Raw genomic sequence first — 17,763 nt, forward strand, 5'->3', positions numbered from 1 at the left:
CTTACAGCAAAATTTGTATCTTGTTTTTCATACGTTCAGTAGGAAATCCAGTTACATGAATGGATTCTGTATTTGTTACGAGTTCCACTCTTCTCTGTGGCTTTAACTCGTCAGAAGATATACGACCTGTGAGCAAAAGCAGCTTCTTCCCATGCCAAATCTCATCTGATTGATGAAGATAAGGTCCGACTAATGCCGCATCAAATTGGAGGAGTGCTTTTCTTTTGGCATTGCTTTTTAATATACTCTCTACCGTATAGCCTGAGTAAAGAAGTGCTGTGCCGGTATGAATTTTTCGAAATGCTTCAACCATATCCACCAGTTGTTCCGCTTGATCAAGTGGTTCCCCACCTGAAACAGTGATACCATCAATCTTCAAGTGTCCAAGTTCTGTTCCCAGATTTTGCGGGTCGCGCAATGTGCCTCCTTGACGATCAGGATGCGTCTCTGGATTAAAGCACCCTTTGCAACCTATGGAGCAACCCTGCACCCAGACGACCGCTCTCACGCCGGGTCCATTTACTCTGCTGTGCGTACATATTTCATGTATTCGCAATGTCGATGACAAGCTCGATTTCCTCCTACAAATCCAAGATACGCCCGCTATTCCCACTCGATCTCTCCATTTTAGTCGATGCAGTTTCGTCAGTTACCTCGATATCCAATTTTCGATTGTTTGTGGTATGAGAAGGCGAGGTGGACATGTTATGATTCTCCGATGTTTGTAAGTACCTGCCATCTCGAGTATTCTTGACAATGTCCACTTGCGTCGACAAGTGTGCTTTATCCAGTGCTTGTAAAAAGTAGGTCATGAATTGTTCCGGTGAATCTTGAAAGCTACTCCCTTCCATTTTTAAGCGTATGACTTCATCTTGGGAGATTCCAAGAAATAGGAGCAATCCTTGTCCATCATTCCCACTACCTAATAGACCCAGCTTTTTAATATCACGAAGCTGCCATTCCCTTCGTACTGCTTTCAAGTTCTCATTCATCACGATACAAACAAGTGCATCCTGCTTGACGAGAAAGACTTTGTTTCCCGGCTGTACATTCGTCCAACTTTCAAAATCCTTATACAAAGCGTTGACAATATCTTTTGAAGTAATAATTCCAATTTCCTCTAATTCAAACAAGGAAGCATCATCAATTTTCGTATGGAGCGAAATTCGTCTTTTAAAAGTGTACTGAAGTACTAAAATACCAATGACTCCGAAAGAAATCGCATAAAAAGTCGATAACTTTAGTAGAACGCAAACAAGAATAAGTCCCGCTAGCCCATACTGGCTATATGTAATCTGCTTAATCTTTTGCTCCCCAGTCTTACGGAAAAACGAAAATCCTTTTCCAGGTTGATAATCCGTTAATTGATTTTGTAGCATTTTCTTAAATTTCCCAATCCCCCAAATGCCACCAATTACAAATAACAAACCAATAAGAATAAGAATGACATTTCCAGCAAAAATGCCTACAATAGTAAAAAGGCCAAAAATAATGACACTTTTCCATAACGTCTTAATTTTGGCGTTAATTTCTTTGACAGTCTCATCTTGTGTATCCATATAGGTCCCCCCTCTATCATTATGCTATTATATTACTTTTTTCCCATATAACACAAAATGTTCTTGCTATTAATCGGCACGCTGAGCATGACAGCGTTTTTTTTGCATGCAAAAAATCGTTTATGATAAGCTATCTTCCAATTGGAAAAGCAGGAGGAAACAATCATGCAAAAAACAACAAGCGCAAATGCGATACGCACCCTTTATGAGCAACTCATCACAGGCTGGAATGATCGCAGTGCTACTGGTATGTCCACTCCTTTTGCGACAGAAGGTGAATTGATTGGCTTTGATGGCAGTCAGATCATTGGGCGTGACGAGATTTTCAGTCATCTCGACGAAATTTTCTCCCATCATCAAACTCCTCCCTTTGTCTATAAAATCCGGTCGGTACGGTTGTTGAGCGAAGAAGTTGGTATCGTCCGAGCAATAGCAGGCATGATTCCACCAGGAAAAAGCGAGTTGGACCCCGCATTGAATACGCATCAGACGCTCGTAGCGGCAAAGCAAGGAGACAAATGGGAAGTCACACTCTTTCAAAATACCCCTGCTCAGTTTCACGGTAGACCCGAGTTAGTCGAGCAGTTTACAGAAGAGCTGCGGCAAGGGTTGCTCTAAGGAGGGACTTACGCATCATGCATCATGCATCATGCAGTATGCGTTTTACGAAATGGAAGTCATTTTGAATGTTTGAAAATGGTGTATGAATGCGAATAAAGATGCCTCCAGTAACCTGTTGCATACAAGGTCAATGGAGGCATCGTCTTCTTTACATCTCTACCTTACGCTTTCTTCTCAATCCATGGCGTTCCTTTGCTTTTTCATACTGTATGCGCTCTTCTTCTGTATCAGGAATGACACCAGGTACGATCGTCGGCTTTCCTTGATCGTCGAGGGCAATCATCGTCAGATACGCGCGTGCTGTCATGCGCTTTTCCCCCGTCAACAAGTTCTCCGCTTCCACTCTCACGAATACCTCCATCGATGTCTTATGGGTCCAGGTGACATAGGCCTCCAGGTTGATCGCTTCCCCTGTTTTGATTGGTGCGAGAAAATCGAAGGAATCACTGGACGCAGTGACAACAGGTTTACGGCAATGTCGCATGGCTGCGATGCAGGCGATCTTGTCTACATATGCCATGACTTTCCCGCCGAAAATGGTATGGTGGTGATTGGTATCCGGTGGCAAGACGAGATCAGTCAAAAAGGTTCTCGATTGTTGGATCGGTCGTGCTTCCGTCATCATTTGTGTGGCTCCTCTCATCGTGTGCACCTTCCCTACTGGGATGTCAAACGATTCCGAATCGCCTTCGTTGCCGCAACCATGTTTCGTAATGACTGAACGGTTTCTTCTCTCCCTCTTGTCTTCAGCCCGCAATCCGGGTTAATCCAAAATTGATCGGGTGGAAGTACTTGTACACCCCGTGCTACCATATCTTCCATTTCTGAGACTGCTGGAATTCGGGGGCTATGGATATCATATACGCCGAGCCCGATGCCTTTGTCATACGTACCTGTTTCGAACACAGACACGAGCTCTCCGTGGCTGCGGGAAGTCTCAATCGAAATTACATCGGCATCGAGTTCGCTGATGACATCCATAAAATCATGGAATTCGCAATAGCACATATGGGTATGAATTTGGGTACTTGGCGCAACGGTAGAGGTCGCTAGACGAAACGCTCTGACGGCCCATTCGAGATAAGCTGCTTGCTCTTCTTTTTTGAGCGGCAATCCTTCGCGAAGTGCTGGCTCATCGACTTGGATCATGAGAATACCCGCCTCTTCCAAGGCTTCTACTTCTTTTCGCAATGCCAAGGCGATTTGCTCGCACACTTCTTGTCTGGAGACATCGACCCGCGCGAACGACCAATTCAAAATGGTCGCTGGACCAGTTAACATACCCTTCATTGGTTTGTCCGTCAATGATTTTGCATACACACTTTCTTTGACTGTCATTGGTGCAACAAACTCCACATCTCCGTAAATAACAGGTGGCTTTACGCAACGGGAGCCATACGACTGCACCCAGCCATTTTTCGTGAACAAAAAGCCATCGAGCTTTTCTCCAAAATATTCGACCATATCTGTTCGTTCGAACTCCCCATGGACGAGGACATCCAGACCGAGCTCTTCTTGTATATCGATCCATTCCTTGATTTGCGCTTGAATGAAAGCATCATATTGCTCCGCTGCCCAGTTACCTTTTTTAAACTGTTGTCGGGCTTGGCGAACCTCTGACGTCTGCGGGAAGCTACCAATTGTGGTCGTTGGCAGCAGTGGCAACTTCCACGTATTTTGTTGAATCTCACGACGTTCTTGGTATGGAACGCTTCTTTCAGGTTTTCCAGCTGCCATTTGGCGTAGCTCATTCTTCACTTCTTGACGATTCCTCGCTGGGGATAGTGCCAGCTTGAGCAAGTCCGTTTCATTTTGAGCAATCTCTTTTGAGATGACATACTTACCATATCGGAATCCTCGGACTAAAAGCTGAACTTCCCCCAACTTTTCATCCGCAAATGCCAATGCAGGCATGACTTCCTCAGGCAAGTCCTTCTCTGCTTCAACCGATACTGGTACGTGCAATAAGCTACTGGACGGCTGCAACCACAGCTTTTCGAGTGGAACAATCTCGGAAATTTCTTTGACTAGTTCCCACTTCTCCTCAATCGATGCACGCCATATGTTTCGACCGTCGATGATTCCCGCTGCGAGAATCTTGTCTGCTGGAAACCCGTGTGTTTTGAGATTGGTCAGATTACGCTTCGCTCCGTGTACAAAATCAAGACCGATTCCTTTTACCGGTAAGAAAACTAGCTCCTCATACCAATCCACCGCTTCAAAATAAGTTTGCAGCATGCACTGGATATGCGGTAGTGCTTGACCGATTTGCGTATAGATACGTTTGATGATGGCGCGATCACGCACCGAGACATCCAGTACAAATGCAGGCTCATCGATTTGCACCCATTCCACGCCGTGTAGCTCCAACTCCCGGAGAACGTCTATGTAAAGCGGAACGAGTTGATCCACGATGGGCTCAAATTCGTTTTTCTCATATCCTTTGGACAATTTGACAAACGTATACGGACCTACAATGACAGGCTTTCCGATGATTCCAAACTTTTCTTTGGCCTCCAAATATGCCTGGAGAGGCTTGTTCTCCGTAATGACTGGTTGACGTTCACCGAACTCCGGGACGATATAATGGTAGTTCGTGTTAAACCATTTCGTCATTTCACTGGCGACAGCTTCCTTCGAACCGCGAGCCATGGCGAAGTATGTGGCTAACGAAACCGGGCCACCCTCGTATTCATAACGCTTGGGGACCATTCCAAACATCACAGCCATATCCAGCATGTGATCGTAGTACGTAAAGTCACCCACAGGGATCAGCTCGACCCCTTTTTCCTGCTGACTCAGTAGATGTTGTTGACGGATTTGTTCCATTTGCTGCTCCAAGCCCACCTCACCGATAGTGCCTGCCCAAAATGCTTCCAATGCCTTTTTCCACTCGCGGTTCTTCCCGATCCGTGGATATCCCAAATTGCTGCTTTTCATGAGCTTCCTCTCCATTCTTTATTCGATCTTGACTTGAATCCGCCCAATAAAAAAAGCATCTCCAACGATCAAAAAGAACGTTAGAAATGCCAAATAAGCACTGAGATCACAGCATCCTAACACCTCCCTATCTCCCGTAGGTTAAGCAGTGTCGTCGAAACAGGCAGGTCTCCTGACTTTGGGATCATCATCTGCACATGCCTTCCCAATCCGTTTGGATCAGTGGCTGAAAAATGTGCCGACTCCCCTCATACAGTGGCGGGACCGTGTCGGATTCTCACCGACTTCCCTTTTCATCCTTGGTCCATCTTGATGACCAAAGAACCTGTTTCCACTCTTATGAAATTGTCATGGTTCTGTGAAGTGCCCCCCATAAATTAGCAGGGCAGCATACTGTTCATACAGTAACACAGAATCCATTTTTTGTCATACTAAAATTTAAAATCATCATCGGTCAACGGCTCTACGTTTAGCGTACGGACATAGCCATTTCCTTTTTTCGAGAAGAAGTCATGCTGCTTCGTCTGCGTGCGAATGCCGTTCAGTACGATCGGGTTCACTTCTTCCTCTGGGAATAACGGGTCCAGCCCCAGATTCATCAATGCTTTGTTCGCGTTGTAACGCACGTACACATGAACCTCGTCAGCCAATCCGATTTCCGTATACAACGAAGTCGTATAGGCCTCTTCATTTTCTTGCAGCTCATGCAAAAGGGCATACAGCTCCTCTTTTGCTGCGGTCTGCTCGACCACACTCAGACCTTGATATACTTCTTGCGCAAGAACGCCGACATAGAGTCCGTGGATGCTCTCGTCGCGAACAATCAGGTCGATAATTTCCCCGCTGCTAGTCATCTTTCCTTGCCCCGCCAAATAGAGCGGATAGAAGAAGCCGCTGTAAAACAGATAGCTTTCCAGGAAGACAGAGGCTACCATCGCCATGTACAAGTCTTTCGGTTTCTCAATTTCTTGATAGCGTTTCGAGATGAGGGCCGCTTTCTTTTGCAGATGCGGATTGTTTTCCACCCACGAAAAAATACCGTCAATCTCTTCTGTCGATGCCAGCGTTGTAAAAATACTGCTGTACGATTTGGCATGGATTTGCTCCATCATGCCCATGAAGGCGAGAACCGCTTTTCTTTGCAGTCCATCGACATGCTCCATGATCTTCGGCATCCCTACTCCACCCTGGACCGTATCCAGCAAGGTGAGACCGCCCAATACTTTTTTATACGTGTCCCGTTCAGTCGCACTGAGCTCCATCCAGGACATCTTGTCATCTGACAGTGGTATCTCATCATCCGTCCAGAACTGCATGATGTTCTGATTCCAAAACGTCATCGTAAAATCGTCGTCCGGCCTGTTCCAATTGACTGCTTTCATATGGCGTTCCTCTTCTCTTTTTGCTTGATGCTTTTCCTTTTATGAAGCTCGTTCACTAAATCGCGCAGCTAATGCACTCTTCTACAGTCAAATGCTTCGTACGCGTATAGTAGAGTGACTTCAGACCTTTTTTCGCTGCGTAAATGTAATAGCGAGCCAGTTCTCTGGTTGAAATATTGCTGTTCACGTGCAGCACAGTCGAAATTCCTTGGTCAATGTGCTCTTGAATTTCGGCAATCAGATCAATCACTTTGAATTGATCGATCACATACGCCGACTTGTAGTAAAAATAGTTTTCCTGCGACAAGTACGGCATCGGGTAATACGTCGTAGAGTTAGCATATGTTCTCGTTTCGATATGCTCAACGATTGGCATCACACTAGAAGTCGCATTCTGAATGTAGGAAATACTCTGAGTCGGTGCAATTGCCAAACGGTACGCATGGTAGACGCCATGCTTTTGCACCTTTTGCTGTAGTTCCGCCCAATCCTCTGACGTCGGAATGTGCATTCCTTCAAAGAGAAGCTTTGCTTTTTCCGTCCGCGGGCTGTAATCGTTCGTCAAATACTTGTTAAAATAAGTGCCTTTTGCATATTCCGATTGTTCAAAGCCCAAGAAGGTCTTGCCTGTTTCCTTGGCAATTTCCATGCTTTTTTCCAAGGAGTAGAAGTTCATCATCATGAAAAACGTACGAGCGAAATCCTTGGCTTCTTCACTTTCGTAAGCGATTCTGTTCTTTGCCAGATAACCGTTCAGGTTCATCGCACCGAGACCTACTGAGTGCAGCTCACTGTTTGCCTTTTGAACGCCTGGAGCGTTTTCTACACGCGTCATGTCACTCACGGCTGTAATGGCTTCGATTCCTTCGTGGACGGATTCACGGATCATTTTGCGTTCCATCACGTTGACGATATTGAGCGATGCCAAATTGCAGCTAATATCGCGACGGATGATATCCATCTCGCCGTAATTGGTAATCGTCGAAGTCTCCTGCAATTGGAAGATTTCCGTGCACAGGTTGGACATTTTCACCGAACCGAGATCTTTCAGTGCATGGTTGTTGTTCGCATTCGTTTTGTTCATGATGTACGGATAGCCCGATTCCATTTGAATCATCGCGATTTTGGTCAACATCTCGCGTGCGCTCATCACGGTCTTTTTCTTGATGCGATCGTTTGCCAAGAGCTCCTCGTACATGTCATCGAGGTCCATATCATCCAGATGCACACCGTATTCTTTGTACACGGAGTACGGAGCAAACACAGTCAATGGCTTATTTTCTTCAGCCAGCTTGTAGAACACGTTTGGTACGATCAGGCCGATGGACAACGTTTTGATGCGTGCTTTTTCATCCGCATTGATCTTTTTGCAATCGAGAAACTCGTTGATATCCCAACCGAAGATGTTGTAGTACGCTGCACCCGAGCCTTTGCGTTGCCCCATTTGATCTGCGTAGGAAAACGCATCTTCCAACAGCTTGAGAACGGGCATAACACCTTTTGCTGCGCCCTCGACGCCTTTGATCGGCTCTCCTCGTCCGCGGAGCTTGGACAAGTTCACGGCCACACCGCCGCCAATTTTGGATAGCTGCATACAAGTTCCCAAAATAAAGTTGATGGAGTTCAGTGAATCATCCATTTCGAGCAAGAAGCAGGAGACCATTTCTCCACGGCGGCTTTTGCCTGCATTCAGGAAGGTTGGTGTCGCTGGTTGCAAGCGTTGATCCATCATGGATACTGTCAAACGCTTAGCGAGCTCAAAGTCACCTTGTCCAAGGGACAGTGCCACAACGGCCACCCGGTCTGGATACTGCTCTAAGTACATCGATTTATCGTTCGTTTTCAACGCGTAATCTTTATAAAATTTGGAGATAGCCATGTACGAAGCAAATTGAAAATCAGCGTCATAGGCCAAACGGTAAACTTCATCGACCTGCTCAACAGTGTATGTTTCATAGACGTTTTCATAGAAGTCATTCTCGATCAAATAGTCCATGCGCTCTTTGACACTGCCAAAAGTCATCGTATTGGACTGCACTTCTTCCATGAAGACCGCAACCGCTTCCCGATCCTTTTCCAGTTGATAAAATCCGTCATTGCCACGCTGCATCAGTTCGTTGTTCAATTCAATATGCCGCAATTGCTGCCACCCCACTCGTAAATTGTTCCACGTCACGGCCGGTACCGGACAGTTCAAATTTAGAAATCACCGGAACGCCATATTGGCTCGCGATCGTATCCGCGCTTTTGGCAAAGCTGGTTCCCCAGTTGCGGTTACCGCTGGCGGATACTCCCCGCAGATGGACATGATTTCGCTTCAGGAACGTCGCCACCTTCTCCGGCACTTGTCCGAATCCCGTCGTGTATGTTATCAAAATGAATGGCTCGTCTAGCACCATATCTTGATCAATTTCCACATGTGGCAAATTAATTTTGTTGACGAATCTTCGGACGTTTCCTGTTTTTGAATCATAAGCGATTAGCATGTCCCTCATCCTATCCCCTGCTATTTTTACTCTGTATGTATGTTATTTAGCCAAAGTAAAAGCGCATCCGACGTTTACATGCCGAATGCGCGTGATGACTTCCATCTAGCAATTCGCCAATACGAATTGCGCGCTCGAACACTTCCCTATCTCCCGTAGGTTAAACAGTGCAAGCGGTTAGGCAGGTCTCCTGGCTTTAGGATCATCGCTCCATTTTCACCTTCCCAATCCCTCAAGATCAGTGGCATTCTTTCGCAAATGGAACTCTCTCATTACAGTGGCGGGACCGCGTCGGATTCTCACCGACTTCCCTATTAAGTCTACCAAATCTGGCTGGTAAACACCTCACCGCATCAATATGTAGTTGGTAAAACTTACTTTACCTCAATATATCGTAGGAGTCAAGCTCAGTATGCGCTCTTTTCGAAAACTAACTATTCTCCTTTTTCGGCTATTGCCAATCTCTGGTTCTCGTTCATATAATAGATTTTGTGTGCGTTGGTTAGCGTTGGAAAGATTGGAGAGTAGCCCTCATGAAAAGCACCGACTATCAACCTGTCGTCATTCCTCGTTCTTACAGTAAAATCATGACTTATCAAGAGCGTGACTATCACATTTTTGTAAGTATACCTGCCGATCCCCCTCCGGAATCAGGCTTTCCCGTCATATATTTGCTAGATGGCAACTCTGTTTTTGCAACCATGACCGAAGCGATACGAATACAATCACGTGGCCCTGAACGAACTGGCGTGTATCCTGCTATCGTCGTCGGGATTGGGTATCCAACGGACGGTCCGTACCATCCTGCCCGTTTCTTTGATTACACGTATGAAGTTCCCGTCACAGAGCTTCCTGGCAACCCACAAGGAGCCGACTGGCCTCAGATGGGGGGAGCAGAGCAGTTCCTCACCTTTTTAGAGGAGGACCTCAAGCCGAGTATCGAAAACGACTTCCCCATCGATCGGACGCAACAAGCGATTTTTGGACATTCGTTAGGTGGCTTGTTTGTCTTGCATGTACTTTTGTCGAGACCACACGCTTTTCAGCGTTATATAGCTGGCAGTCCTTCGATCCATTGGAATGAGAGCGTACTGCTTGCGAAGGAGAGTCAATTACCGAGCCTGCTGACAGATGACCTCGACGTCCATGCACTCCTCACCATCGGGGAGTTGGAAAACGATGGGCGATTCTTAGTCAAAGAAAAATCTCTGGCGATGATCGAACGATTGTCCTCCATGGGCAAAGGTCAAATCAAGGCTTCCTTTAAAGAATTTGCTGACGAAAATCATTCGTCCGTCTTGCCCGTCTTAATTTGCCAAGGACTCAAATTCGCTACGAAAAAAACTGCCCGCTAATAACGGGCAGTTTTTGTTTATCATGATTCGCTCGCTTACTGCAGAGATAACACTTTGGTGATTTGGGGCAGCTCTTCGATGGCAGATACAATCGTCGGTGTAATCTCTTCATCGGTCACAGAGATAAGCAGGGCATTCTTCCCTTTTTGCTCACGCGATACATTCAACTTGGAAACATTGATTTGATGTTCGGCCAGTTTTCGTGAGACATCATAAATCACACCTGGATAATCGATATGGCGAACCAACAATCCATGGGCACCTGGAGGTATGCGACACGCACAGTAATTGATTTCACTGATGTACACTTCTCTCCAATCTTGCGCCAAGGTGTACTTGTTCGCTCCTACCCGCAACACCGCCAAATGATTCGCATATTCACCGGAGCTATGTTGGACAGGAACCTTCGTCCCTAGTCCTTCCACTAACTGCGTTGCAATTTCCTCTTTATTTTCATGAGCAAGAATACTTAATTGTGCACCCGCTAACTCTGGCTCGAGTCTTTGAATCAGTTCAGCTAGTTCACGCAGTCCAGCATATTGGGTCATGTGTTGCCTTCACTCTCCCAGTCAGGTTTATCCTTGTTTTCACGGCAGAATCCAAGCTTCCGGCTCTTTCTTGATAGAGGATTCGTTATCAGCACGATACCAAGCCGTCAACGTTTGTCCATCTTTCGTATAGTAGATTCGGTAGATGGTATTGCCTTTTCCGCTATTGGTAAAAGGACTTTCCTCCTTCGGAACCGCTGTCACTCCACCCGCAACTACAGCCCCGCCGTTCTCCTTGATGACGTTTTGGATCGTCGCCATATGCTCTTTACCCATGGAGGCCATCCCAAAATAAGAGATGATCGCCAAGAGAACCGCTCCCGCCAAAAACGAAACGATAATCACTTTTGATTTTTTCGTAGCATCCACCGAGTGCTTCCCCCGTCTATCTTAGTTCTCTTTATCAACTAAGCGTACCTTGTCAATCGTACCGCCACCCAAGCACACTTCCCCATCGTAGAAGACGACAGCCTGACCAGGTGTTACTGCTTTTTGCGGCTGGTCAAAAATGACCTCCACGTTTCCGTCCTCCAGCAGGTGAATAGTTACTCCCTGATCTGGCTGGCGATAACGGAATTTCGCTGTACAAGTAAATGTTTCGGAAGGCTTTTTATCACTCGTCCAGCTAACGTTGGTTGCCAAGAGGCTCTTCGAGTACAGACGGATATGATCAGAGCCTTCACCTACGATCAGGACATTACGCTCCAGATCTTTGTCTACAACAAACCAAGGCTGTCCGCTCGTGCCATGACCTCCACCTATTCCTAAGCCTTGTCGTTGACCCAATGTATAGTACATCAGTCCGTCGTGCGTGCCGATGATTGCTCCTTCTACGGTCTCGATATTTCCTGGTTTGGCAGGCAAATAGTTTTGCAGGAACTCACGGAAGTTGCGCTCTCCAATAAAACAGATCCCTGTACTATCCTTCTTTTTCGCTGTATAGAGTCCTGCTTTCTCTGCGATCTCCCTTACTTGAGGTTTCGGGAGATGACCAATCGGGAACATCGTTTTGGAAAGCTGTTCTTGGCCCAATACATTCAAGAAGTAAGTCTGATCCTTGTTGTTGTCAGCGCCACGAATGAGTTTGTATTCGCCATCAATGTGCTTGACCTGCGCGTAATGGCCGGTGGCAATATAATCCGCCCCAAGATCCATGACCTTGGCAAGAAGCTCGCCGAACTTGATTTCACGGTTGCACATGACATCCGGATTCGGTGTACGGCCTCGTTTATATTCATCCAAAAAATACTGGAATACCTTATCCATGTATTCTTTTTCAAAGTTTACCGTGTAATATGGAATGCCGATCTGTTCACAGACGCGCCGGACATCCTGGAAGTCTTCTTCCGCCGTGCAGTGGCCGAATTCATCGGTATCATCCCAGTTTTTCATGAAGATGCCGATGACGTCATATCCCTGTTGCTTAAGCAGGTAAGCCGTCACGGAGGAGTCGACTCCGCCGGACATGCCGACAACGACGCGTGTATCTTCTGGTCGCTTCATAAGTCTTTCTCCTCTTATTCAATTTGTACCATTACAGATTACCATGTTTCGCAAAACAAATCATGTTTTGTTACACTTTTGCCCAATAGAATGAAAAAACGCCTGACGCATAGTTGGCGCCAGACGTTTGGTAGTAAGGTTAAGCCTGCGAAGATTCATCCTTGATTTCCGCGCGATATCCCTCGATGCTTTCTTCACGACGCTGATTTTTTGCTTCGAGGTTTGTTCTTTCCTCCTCGGAAATCTCGCCAGCATTAGCCGCTAGGTAAGCTTCGGACTCACGAATGTTCTCTTCCGTATTAGAAATCATGTTTTGCAGCTTTTCTGCGTTGTCAGAACGGTCATCCGGCTTCGCCATGATCGATACGCCTCCTACAAAGGGTTATATGCAACACCTTTACCATTGTGCGCCAATCATGGTTTCTTTATGTACCCGTGTTATAATAGAAGAAACGGATTAAACGAAAAAGAGGGTTTCCCCTATGGCTTCCTTAGATTTGCTGGAAAGAAAGCTGCTTCGGATCATCTCTGATACAGATCCCGTCCGCCTGAAACGACAATGGGTGAAGGGGCAAAAGGTACCTGTATCCGAAGTGGAACAGCGCATGCGAATCGATCTTCTCTTGCGCAGACTCGACAAGCTACCTGAGGCCAAGCGCCAAGAAGTGCTTGCGCTACTCAAATGGTTTAACTGGTAGAGATTAGCGGATGGACGTTCCCAGACGCCACTGGCCGTCTATCCGATTCAATTGCTTCATATCCATAATCGCATCTTGATTCAGCGGTCCATAGATGTGCGGATACAGCAATCCATCCTTCGCTGCCTCGTATTTGACTTCCGAAGTCGTTTTGGTTTCATCGACAACGAGTACATACAACTCCTCGTCAAACTGTGCGTAGACGCGGTTTGCTACCTTTTCAAGCAGCTCGTCCCCTTTTGTCGCGTGAATAAAGCCTTCCTGCTCGTAATCGCGCGGTAAGTAGTGATCCTTGTCCATCCACTTTTCCCAATATGCTTTTGGTACCATGCAGTAAATGATAGAGTTTTGCATGTTTCTCCTCCAAATTTGATTATTTTTTTGGCATTGCTTTGTTCAGGTGACGCATAGCTTTATCATAGAACATCTGGTCCATCTGCCCTTGATCATATCGCCATTGAATGAAGTTACGCAGAGAGTGCAAATCCACCCAAGCATCCTTCGCTTGCGGATTGCGGTCAGGTACGTCTCCTGTTATTTCACCCTCGTAGACAAGCTTCGCCATCTCGGTTGGGTGCATGCCGATCTGATAAGCGATTTGGTGTAATGCGATTTTCATGGAACCTCCCCTTGCTTTCGCATGGATACATCTTATCTTCCGTCTATTGTGCCAGTCTTTTCGAATGATGCCAAGCCCCTAGCACTACTCCCAAAGGTTGTACCTTCCTCCTTACGTTTTGCTACAATGAACACAGTATTACAAGGAAGGGGCAGTATCCCATCATGTCAAAACAACGAGATCAACTACAAAAGAGATGGTTCCAGCGAAAACGCATCTGGATTCCCCTGCTTATCATCGCATTCCTGTTTCTGGGTAACAGCTCTTATCTTGCAAAAGAGCCAGAAGGGGAGCCTTTTTTACTTGCTCACCGCGGGATGGCACAAACCTTTCATATGGAGAACATCACCAATGAAACTTGTACGGCAGAACGGATTTATCCACCGGAACACCCGTACCTGGAAAATACGATTCCTTCCATGAAAGCCGCTTTTGATGCAGGCGCGGACATCGTCGAGCTCGACGTGCAATGGACCAAAGACAATCGATTCGCCGTGTTTCATGACTGGACGCTCGACTGTCGGACAAATGGAACCGGTGTGACGAGAGATTATACCTTGACCGAATTACAACAGTTCGACATTGGCTACAATTACACAGCGGATGAAGGGAAAACCTTTCCCTTCCGTGGAAAAGGGATTGGTATGATGCCCTCTCTCGATGATGTGCTACAAACTTTCCCTGATCGCTCCCTGCTTATTCATATCAAAAGCAATGACCCACTTGAGGGGAAAGCGTTGGCGGATGTTTTGGCAGCATTGCCCGCTGAACGATTGGCACAGCTTTCTGTTTATGGAGGTGACAAGCCAATCGAGATACTGAAACAACAAATGCCAGAGCTGCGTGTCATGTCCAAAGCATCACTAAAAAGCTGCCTCATTCCGTACATGGCAGTGGGTTGGTCAGGATATGTGCCCGATGCCTGTTCACAGACTCAACTACATATTCCCGATCAGATCGCCCCTTGGCTCTGGGGTTGGCCGAATCGTTTCATGGCAAGAATGGAAGCAAAAGACACCCGCGTGATCTTAGTCGCAGGCAGTGGAGAAGTGTCGCAAGGCTTTGATGTTCCGACTGATTTAAAACGAGTGCCCGCAAGCTTTACAGGGGGCATATGGACGAACCGGATTGATCTGATCGGTCCAGCCTTTCACGAAAACGTAGAAAAATAATGAAACGATTCTCTAACATATTCGTATATACTTATACGGAATAGACTTCCAACCTAACTAGGAGTGATTGATATGCTCAAGAAGCTTTTGAAAAATTTACTCGGTAATCACTCATCTTCGCACAAGTACCGGAAATACAGCAGCAGCGATTACAAACATCGCAGAAAATACAGCTCTAGTAGTAATCGGTACGGACATTCCCATCACGGCAGCTCTCATTATAAAAGAAAGCGTTCCAGCCGTAGCTTCTTCAGTAGTTAAACAATTGTTTAACAAATGAGCTGACAACAAAACTCCGCTAAGCGCTAGCGGAGTTTTTTCATTTAACGAGACATGATTTCTACGAAACGATCAAGTGGTAATGCATGTACGGTTCTGTTTTTCTGGCCTTGTATCGTTTCCGCCATCAGCATGGAGTTCAGGATCGCTTCCTTGACCGCTTCGATTGCTGCTTCAAACAGTGCATCCAGTTGTTCGGACGGAAACATTTTCATTGTGCTCATTTGCTCGTCGCCATATGAATAGCAATTTCCTGTGGAAAAGGTCAGAAAGAAATCACCGCTGCCCTCCTCGCCAATCGCACCGAGCTGTGCCATCGCGAGTGACGCTCGCTTGGAAATGCGCTTGCATTGTGTCGGCAAGAGAGGCGCGTCTGTCGCAATCGTGACTAAGAAAGAACCATCATTTTCTGGTGTTACCCACGGCAAAGGAACTTCATTTTCGGAGATCATCTGGCCCACAGGAATGCCATTCACTTTCAAATCCTGTCTTCTGCCAAAATTCGTCTGCACTAATGCCCCAACAGTAAAAGTGCCACATTCAGTCTCGACGATGCGTGAGGAGGTTCCGATTCCGCCCTTGAATTCAAAGCAGATCATCCCGGTACCTCCGCCTACATTGCCTTCCTCGACATTTCCTGTATGCGCCTCTACAATCGCTTCTTCCAAATCCTCATACTGAATCTGCGTCTTTTCGAGATCACTTAACCAACCATCCCATGTCTCCGCAACGATTCCATTAGAAAACGGTTCAAGCCCCTCGATTTTTCTCGTCGCACGAGCAAGATGGTGATGTGCCAGCCCTAGCAGATGGCTTCCCGTAAATACGATCGGTGTCACAAGCGTACCGGTCTCTTCTATCCAGTGACTTCCCGTAAACTCTCCCGTACCGTTAAAGGAGAAAAAACCAGCAGGAAAATGCTGCCCCTCCAATTGTCCGTCGTTGGGAACTATCACCGTGACACCTGAACAAACGTCTTCCTTGTGAATCGTTTTGTGGCCGACTCGCACTCCTTTTACATCTGTAATTGCATTATACACACCTGGGGTACCCGTCCCAATCAATACGCCACATTCTCTCGCTCGTTTTCTCGTCATGTTACTCTCCTGTCATTTTTGAATCTTCCCATAATAATGGTGTTGTAGAAATTGCCATCGGAAAGAACTTTGTCGCCTCTGAGTACCCCTTCGATTTCAAAACCAAAGCGTTTGTAAAGCTCAATGGCTTTCTCATTCGTTTCCATCACATTCAACGTCATTTTGGTAATGTGGTTGGCGTCTGCCCAGGCAACTGATTCTTGCAAGAGATTTTTCCCAATGCCATAACCCCAAAACTCTTGTAAGACGCATACACCAAACTCTACTTTGTGTGCAAATCTGTTTAAGTAAACACCTGCACATCTGGAAAACCCGACAATCCGATCCTGTACAACCGCAACTAAAAACAAGTTTCTTGGACTTTCTGCATCCCTATTGATGATGTATTCGAATCCTTGCACATCGATGAAAGCCTCTCCTCTTTCTCTGTCCAAATTTTCAGTCTCTCCATCGATTTGCAGTCGCAATTCCGACAACTGTTCTGCATCTGTTTCTATTGCAGAGCGAATCGTGTAGGATAACCCGTTCACAGAAAGTAGTTGTTCGCTGATTATCATCATTTATCTCCTTTGGTAAAATTTCGGTCTTTTATTCTATCATAGGTAGCAATCTTTGTGAATCTTCTCTCTTCATACTAGAAAGAGGAAATTACATTGTTTACATAACATTTATTATGTTCATTTATACGCCTGACTGTGGATATGCTACAATAAGGGAAAGGAGCGTGCTCGCATGAATTTTTCCAAATCATTTTATTATACGGTCGACCATTCCAAGGTAGAGGAATATAAAAAGATGCTTGATCTAATGAAAGTCCCCTACATCGTGGAAGCACCGATCGTCTTGCTAAATCAAGGAGCGAATGAATACTCCTTCGTTTTTCCTAACATGTCAGGTCGTCTTTATGGAATGGTGAGCAAGTTATTTCAAGCCGATGGGAAGCCATATCCGAAGAATGAAACATAGGCAAAAAAAAGGACCCCATGATTGGGTCAAATAGGAAGTGGAGAGAATGCATGCTATGTAACATATTCTAACACGAAAAGAACGAATGTCAACCAAACTTTCGAATTTTCTGTGTTTTTGCGTTAGGTTTTATTACATATAGACTTGGGTTTTTGTGCAAAAAAGAAAGAAACCCTGCATGAGTTGAATTTCATGTAAGGTTTCTAAACGCACAGCTATGCATGGACATTGATAATTTTCTCCATCTCGATCCATTGACTAATCGTTTGGTTTGCTAATTGAACACGCCTGGCCTTCGGGTCTACCCATTTGACCACACCCCACATGCTGCACGTATTCCCCCGCTCCCCCTCAAAGGACACACACCAGCTCACATTCAATGGATAATTTTCTCTTCCCGAATCTCGTAGCATGTACATAAATGCCTCTCTTTCTTTGTCCGTTACTTCAAGATCGCCGTTAGCCACGCGTTTCCACCCGCCTCATCCTGTGTGAGAAATTGTATTTCCATTATAGTGATTACGAACACAAGTTCGCA

Annotated in this window: 22 protein-coding genes and 2 riboswitches; of the genes, 6 read left to right on the top strand and 16 right to left on the bottom strand. The window is 46.0% G+C overall.

The window, feature by feature from the left end:
* Position 1: 1 nt before the first annotated feature.
* Complete coding sequence (locus HP398_RS20980) at positions 2-568, bottom strand: 4Fe-4S single cluster domain-containing protein (protein ID WP_158527469.1); 567 nt, start codon at positions 566-568, stop codon at positions 2-4.
* 13 nt (positions 569-581) lie between these two features.
* On the bottom strand, positions 582-1,559 hold the full coding sequence (locus HP398_RS20985) for a hypothetical protein (RefSeq protein WP_017249002.1): 978 nt from the start codon (positions 1,557-1,559) through the stop codon (positions 582-584).
* Positions 1,560-1,724: 165 nt separating this feature from the next.
* On the opposite strand from HP398_RS20985, the gene HP398_RS20990 reads away from it, so the two are divergent.
* A complete protein-coding gene (locus HP398_RS20990; RefSeq protein ID WP_069844850.1) occupies positions 1,725-2,177 on the top strand; it encodes an SgcJ/EcaC family oxidoreductase in 453 nt (150 codons plus the stop codon).
* A gap of 151 nt (positions 2,178-2,328) precedes the next feature.
* On the opposite strand, the gene HP398_RS20995 is transcribed toward HP398_RS20990, so the two are convergent.
* The 5 genes from HP398_RS20995 to nrdI all read right to left on the bottom strand — a co-directional run bounded on the left by HP398_RS20995 (position 2,329) and on the right by nrdI (position 8,988).
* Positions 2,329-2,805, bottom strand: a complete 477-nt coding sequence (locus HP398_RS20995; RefSeq protein ID WP_238144444.1) for an acyl-CoA thioesterase — start codon at positions 2,803-2,805, stop codon at positions 2,329-2,331.
* 32 nt (positions 2,806-2,837) lie between these two features.
* Entirely contained in the window at positions 2,838-5,120 is a 2,283-nt protein-coding gene (metE, locus tag HP398_RS21000; RefSeq protein ID WP_173623547.1) for a 5-methyltetrahydropteroyltriglutamate--homocysteine S-methyltransferase, read from the bottom strand.
* Between the two features lie 145 nt (positions 5,121-5,265).
* Positions 5,266-5,464: riboswitch (cobalamin riboswitch) on the bottom strand.
* Between the two features lie 87 nt (positions 5,465-5,551).
* On the bottom strand, positions 5,552-6,502 hold the full coding sequence (nrdF, locus tag HP398_RS21005) for a class 1b ribonucleoside-diphosphate reductase subunit beta (protein ID WP_017249005.1): 951 nt from the start codon (positions 6,500-6,502) through the stop codon (positions 5,552-5,554).
* 55 nt (positions 6,503-6,557) lie between these two features.
* Positions 6,558-8,642: a class 1b ribonucleoside-diphosphate reductase subunit alpha gene (nrdE, locus tag HP398_RS21010; protein WP_017249006.1), complete on the bottom strand. Its 2,085-nt coding sequence runs from the start codon at positions 8,640-8,642 to the stop codon at positions 6,558-6,560.
* On the bottom strand, positions 8,629-8,988 hold the full coding sequence (gene nrdI, locus HP398_RS21015; RefSeq protein WP_015891428.1) for a class Ib ribonucleoside-diphosphate reductase assembly flavoprotein NrdI: 360 nt from the start codon (positions 8,986-8,988) through the stop codon (positions 8,629-8,631). The genes nrdE and nrdI overlap by 14 nt, the downstream gene beginning before the upstream one ends.
* 163 nt (positions 8,989-9,151) lie before the next feature.
* Positions 9,152-9,351: riboswitch (cobalamin riboswitch) on the bottom strand.
* A gap of 170 nt (positions 9,352-9,521) precedes the next feature.
* On the opposite strand from nrdI, the gene HP398_RS21020 reads away from it, so the two are divergent.
* Positions 9,522-10,343 (top strand): alpha/beta hydrolase, encoded by an 822-nt coding sequence (locus tag HP398_RS21020; RefSeq protein WP_173623548.1) that lies wholly within the window; start codon positions 9,522-9,524, stop codon positions 10,341-10,343.
* Positions 10,344-10,378: 35 nt separating this feature from the next.
* Here HP398_RS21020 and HP398_RS21025 read toward each other — a convergent pair whose 3' ends face one another.
* The 4 genes from HP398_RS21025 to tlp all read right to left on the bottom strand — a co-directional run bounded on the left by HP398_RS21025 (position 10,379) and on the right by tlp (position 12,752).
* Positions 10,379-10,891 carry an ACT domain-containing protein gene (locus HP398_RS21025; protein ID WP_017249008.1) on the bottom strand — a complete coding sequence of 171 codons (513 nt, stop codon included), beginning with the start codon at positions 10,889-10,891 and terminating at the stop codon, positions 10,379-10,381.
* Between the two features lie 39 nt (positions 10,892-10,930).
* Positions 10,931-11,260, bottom strand: a complete 330-nt coding sequence (locus HP398_RS21030; RefSeq protein ID WP_017249009.1) for a hypothetical protein — start codon at positions 11,258-11,260, stop codon at positions 10,931-10,933.
* Positions 11,261-11,281: 21 nt separating this feature from the next.
* Positions 11,282-12,394 carry a tRNA 2-thiouridine(34) synthase MnmA gene (gene mnmA / locus HP398_RS21035; protein WP_017249010.1) on the bottom strand — a complete coding sequence of 371 codons (1,113 nt, stop codon included), beginning with the start codon at positions 12,392-12,394 and terminating at the stop codon, positions 11,282-11,284.
* A 139-nt stretch (positions 12,395-12,533) separates the two neighbouring features.
* Complete coding sequence (gene tlp / locus HP398_RS21040; RefSeq protein ID WP_017249011.1) at positions 12,534-12,752, bottom strand: small acid-soluble spore protein Tlp; 219 nt, start codon at positions 12,750-12,752, stop codon at positions 12,534-12,536.
* Between the two features lie 124 nt (positions 12,753-12,876).
* Between tlp and HP398_RS21045 the strand changes: the two genes are divergently transcribed.
* Entirely contained in the window at positions 12,877-13,092 is a 216-nt protein-coding gene (locus HP398_RS21045) for a hypothetical protein (RefSeq protein WP_069844841.1), read from the top strand.
* 3 nt (positions 13,093-13,095) lie between these two features.
* Here HP398_RS21045 and HP398_RS21050 read toward each other — a convergent pair whose 3' ends face one another.
* Both HP398_RS21050 and HP398_RS21055 read right to left on the bottom strand, forming a co-directional pair.
* Positions 13,096-13,446 (bottom strand): DUF952 domain-containing protein, encoded by a 351-nt coding sequence (locus tag HP398_RS21050; protein ID WP_173623549.1) that lies wholly within the window; start codon positions 13,444-13,446, stop codon positions 13,096-13,098.
* A 19-nt stretch (positions 13,447-13,465) separates the two neighbouring features.
* Positions 13,466-13,711, bottom strand: coding sequence for a hypothetical protein (locus HP398_RS21055; protein ID WP_017249014.1), 246 nt, complete (start codon positions 13,709-13,711; stop codon positions 13,466-13,468).
* A gap of 164 nt (positions 13,712-13,875) precedes the next feature.
* Between HP398_RS21055 and HP398_RS21060 the strand changes: the two genes are divergently transcribed.
* Both HP398_RS21060 and HP398_RS21065 read left to right on the top strand, forming a co-directional pair.
* A complete protein-coding gene (locus HP398_RS21060; protein WP_173623550.1) occupies positions 13,876-14,883 on the top strand; it encodes a glycerophosphodiester phosphodiesterase family protein in 1,008 nt (335 codons plus the stop codon).
* A 72-nt stretch (positions 14,884-14,955) separates the two neighbouring features.
* Entirely contained in the window at positions 14,956-15,144 is a 189-nt protein-coding gene (locus HP398_RS21065; protein ID WP_017249016.1) for a hypothetical protein, read from the top strand.
* Between the two features lie 62 nt (positions 15,145-15,206).
* Here HP398_RS21065 and HP398_RS21070 read toward each other — a convergent pair whose 3' ends face one another.
* Both HP398_RS21070 and HP398_RS21075 read right to left on the bottom strand, forming a co-directional pair.
* The gene (locus tag HP398_RS21070) at positions 15,207-16,259 is read right to left on the bottom strand and encodes a P1 family peptidase (protein ID WP_069844839.1); all 1,053 of its coding nucleotides are present in this window, start codon (positions 16,257-16,259) and stop codon (positions 15,207-15,209) included.
* Entirely contained in the window at positions 16,256-16,816 is a 561-nt protein-coding gene (locus HP398_RS21075; protein ID WP_173623551.1) for a GNAT family N-acetyltransferase, read from the bottom strand. The genes HP398_RS21070 and HP398_RS21075 overlap by 4 nt, the downstream gene beginning before the upstream one ends.
* Positions 16,817-16,991: 175 nt before the next feature.
* Between HP398_RS21075 and HP398_RS21080 the strand changes: the two genes are divergently transcribed.
* On the top strand, positions 16,992-17,225 hold the full coding sequence (locus HP398_RS21080; RefSeq protein ID WP_017249019.1) for a hypothetical protein: 234 nt from the start codon (positions 16,992-16,994) through the stop codon (positions 17,223-17,225).
* 215 nt (positions 17,226-17,440) lie between these two features.
* On the opposite strand, the gene HP398_RS21085 is transcribed toward HP398_RS21080, so the two are convergent.
* Complete coding sequence (locus tag HP398_RS21085; RefSeq protein WP_017249020.1) at positions 17,441-17,692, bottom strand: YolD-like family protein; 252 nt, start codon at positions 17,690-17,692, stop codon at positions 17,441-17,443.
* Positions 17,693-17,763 lie beyond the last annotated feature (71 nt).

Source organism: Brevibacillus sp. HB1.4B, from assembly GCF_013284285.1.
GTDB lineage: Bacteria > Bacillota > Bacilli > Brevibacillales > Brevibacillaceae > Brevibacillus > Brevibacillus porteri.

Excerpts from the sequence above, each read along its gene's own strand:
- HP398_RS20990 (WP_069844850.1), top strand. The coding sequence starts at position 1,725 with ATGCAAAAAACAACAAGCGCAAATGCGATACGCACCCTTTATGAGCAA.
- HP398_RS21060 (WP_173623550.1), top strand. The coding sequence starts at position 13,876 with ATGTCAAAACAACGAGATCAACTACAAAAGAGATGGTTCCAGCGAAAA.
- HP398_RS21025 (WP_017249008.1), bottom strand. The coding sequence starts at position 10,891 with ATGACCCAATATGCTGGACTGCGTGAACTAGCTGAACTGATTCAAAGA.
- HP398_RS20985 (WP_017249002.1), bottom strand. The coding sequence starts at position 1,559 with ATGGATACACAAGATGAGACTGTCAAAGAAATTAACGCCAAAATTAAG.
- nrdI (WP_015891428.1), bottom strand. The coding sequence starts at position 8,988 with ATGCTAATCGCTTATGATTCAAAAACAGGAAACGTCCGAAGATTCGTC.
- HP398_RS21045 (WP_069844841.1), top strand. The coding sequence starts at position 12,877 with ATGGCTTCCTTAGATTTGCTGGAAAGAAAGCTGCTTCGGATCATCTCT.
- HP398_RS21080 (WP_017249019.1), top strand. The coding sequence starts at position 16,992 with ATGAATTTTTCCAAATCATTTTATTATACGGTCGACCATTCCAAGGTA.
- HP398_RS21050 (WP_173623549.1), bottom strand. The coding sequence starts at position 13,446 with ATGCAAAACTCTATCATTTACTGCATGGTACCAAAAGCATATTGGGAA.
- mnmA (WP_017249010.1), bottom strand. The coding sequence starts at position 12,394 with ATGAAGCGACCAGAAGATACACGCGTCGTTGTCGGCATGTCCGGCGGA.
- HP398_RS21020 (WP_173623548.1), top strand. The coding sequence starts at position 9,522 with ATGAAAAGCACCGACTATCAACCTGTCGTCATTCCTCGTTCTTACAGT.
- tlp (WP_017249011.1), bottom strand. The coding sequence starts at position 12,752 with ATGGCGAAGCCGGATGACCGTTCTGACAACGCAGAAAAGCTGCAAAAC.
- HP398_RS21055 (WP_017249014.1), bottom strand. The coding sequence starts at position 13,711 with ATGAAAATCGCATTACACCAAATCGCTTATCAGATCGGCATGCACCCA.
- HP398_RS20995 (WP_238144444.1), bottom strand. The coding sequence starts at position 2,805 with ATGATGACGGAAGCACGACCGATCCAACAATCGAGAACCTTTTTGACT.
- HP398_RS21075 (WP_173623551.1), bottom strand. The coding sequence starts at position 16,816 with ATGATAATCAGCGAACAACTACTTTCTGTGAACGGGTTATCCTACACG.
- HP398_RS21065 (WP_017249016.1), top strand. The coding sequence starts at position 14,956 with ATGCTCAAGAAGCTTTTGAAAAATTTACTCGGTAATCACTCATCTTCG.
- nrdF (WP_017249005.1), bottom strand. The coding sequence starts at position 6,502 with ATGAAAGCAGTCAATTGGAACAGGCCGGACGACGATTTTACGATGACG.
- metE (WP_173623547.1), bottom strand. The coding sequence starts at position 5,120 with ATGAAAAGCAGCAATTTGGGATATCCACGGATCGGGAAGAACCGCGAG.
- HP398_RS21070 (WP_069844839.1), bottom strand. The coding sequence starts at position 16,259 with ATGACGAGAAAACGAGCGAGAGAATGTGGCGTATTGATTGGGACGGGT.